This is a genomic window from Vibrio sp. 1978 (assembly GCF_033344345.1).
On the sequence record NZ_JAWPOP010001112.1, the window covers coordinates 1 to 503 of the forward strand.

Annotated in this window: 1 protein-coding gene; it reads left to right on the forward strand. The window is 45.3% G+C overall.

Annotated elements, in window-relative coordinates:
- A partial coding sequence (locus R8N49_RS30925) for a hypothetical protein (RefSeq protein ID WP_318190926.1) occupies nucleotides 1–460 on the forward strand: 460 nt, incomplete at its 5' end.
- Nucleotides 461–503 lie beyond the last annotated feature (43 nt).

Below are 503 nucleotides of genomic sequence, written 5' to 3' on the forward strand. Positions count from 1 at the left end.
GAAACTTGCACCCGTAGCCTTACTTATTGCATCGCTCGTAGGTTGTAGTTCTGTTCCTCAAGTGAACTGGCAACAAGGCAGCCAAATTACGATGAATCAGGTGAATGTTGAACTAAAGAGCAATCTTTGGGTGAACTTAATGCCTGCGATTGAGGAAGAACCTGTGCAAGACGTTCAAGAGTTGAGTATTCAAGGTGCTTTGTATCTGGAAGGCGACAAACAGCTGCCTGCGAATTTGACTGCTGAGGCTCTGATTATAAAGCAGGGTACTACCGAGTGGATGATTGATGGTGGGGACTTGGAAACTCGCACTCACAGCGAAAATCAGTGGGAAGTGACGTTTACTTGGCAAGTTGAAGCCGATACAGATAAATCCGTCGATTTGGCGTTGCTGCTTGATGATGCGGGTAAACAACGTTGGCTTGTTGAAAAGCACGTGAAGATAAACAAGGTTTATTAGTTTCTTTCCCGCATAGAAAAAGGGCTTGCTCCAATGAGCAAGC